We start from the raw sequence: 632 nt of genomic DNA, 5'->3' as shown, positions 1-632 counted from the left end.
GACCAGATCCGCGAAGGTGAGGGTTACCTGCGCTGGGTCATGAGTTATCGCCATCCGCGCCTGGCCAAGGGCCGGGAAATCAGGGTCGGTGGCTGTTCGCACCTGCTCTGGCGCGACAAGGTTTATCGCCATCGGGATTATTTCGATGCCGGGGCGCTGCTGTATGAACACTTGCCAATATTGGGCCGGGTGATTGCCTGGCTGAAAAGGAGAATGGGATGAGTCGTACACCTCCACGGCGGTATTGGTTGACCGGCGCCAGCAGTGGCATCGGTGCAGCCTTGTGTGAGGACATTCTGAAAAGCGGCGCGAACCTGGCGGTCAGCTCGCGCTCGGCCGCGCCGCTCAAGGTTTTGTCCCAGCGTTATCCGGGCCAGGTGCTGGTGGTGCCCGGCGATCTGACCAACAGTCAGACCGTGCGTGAAATCGGTGAGCAGATCGCCGAGGCCTGGGGTTCGCTGGACAGCGTGATTCTCAACGCCGGCACCTGTGAATATGTCGACGCGCGCCAGTTCGATTCGTCGATCATCGAGCACGTGGTGCGCACCAATCTGCTCGCCAGCAGCTATTGCATCGAAGCCGCCCTGCCGCTGTTGCGCAAAGGCACCGCGCCGCATCTGGTCGGCATGGCC

The 632-nt window shown here is 61.9% G+C and carries 1 protein-coding gene and 1 pseudogene; both read left to right on the top strand.

The window, feature by feature from the left end:
• Positions 1–222, top strand: a pseudogene (locus J5M71_RS26465) (nuclear transport factor 2 family protein); the annotation flags it as partial.
• On the top strand, positions 219–632 hold a 414-nt coding region (locus J5M71_RS26460; RefSeq protein ID WP_207838426.1), incomplete at its 3' end, for an SDR family oxidoreductase. The pseudogene J5M71_RS26465 and the gene J5M71_RS26460, both read left to right, overlap by 4 nt.

Origin of the sequence: Pseudomonas sp. 43(2021) (assembly GCF_017490805.1) — a bacterium.
GTDB lineage: Bacteria > Pseudomonadota > Gammaproteobacteria > Pseudomonadales > Pseudomonadaceae > Aquipseudomonas.
The sequence above is the reverse complement of the archived record's forward strand: the minus strand, read 5'-3'. Positions and strand labels throughout refer to the sequence as shown.